Origin of the sequence: Corynebacterium sp. UMB0012 (assembly GCF_030216265.1) — a bacterium.
GTDB lineage: Bacteria > Actinomycetota > Actinomycetes > Mycobacteriales > Mycobacteriaceae > Corynebacterium.
Map to the genome: position 1 here is coordinate 1 of NZ_JASOKQ010000159.1, position 225 is coordinate 225.

Genomic DNA, 225 nt, shown 5'->3' on the forward strand with positions numbered 1-225 from the left:
GTGCCTTTTGTCCCGGCTGGCCCGGATGTGGCGCTGTATAACAGGCTTATGCAGGTAATTGAGTACGTTGATGGTCGCCAAGCAGTTCCAGTCCAGGTTATTCCGCAACAGCGTATCGATAGGCGTATCTCTTCGCGCTACTTATCGATAGAAGAACGCGAGCTCATCTTTGATCTTGACCGGCAAGGCAAAGGTGTACGTGAGATAGCTCGGCGTCTTCAGCGC

At 52.9% G+C, this 225-nt stretch carries 1 protein-coding gene; it reads left to right on the forward strand.

Annotated features, from left to right (window positions below):
• Positions 1-225 (forward strand): helix-turn-helix domain-containing protein (locus tag QP324_RS12280; RefSeq protein WP_284816272.1); only part of this gene is annotated, 225 nt, incomplete at both ends.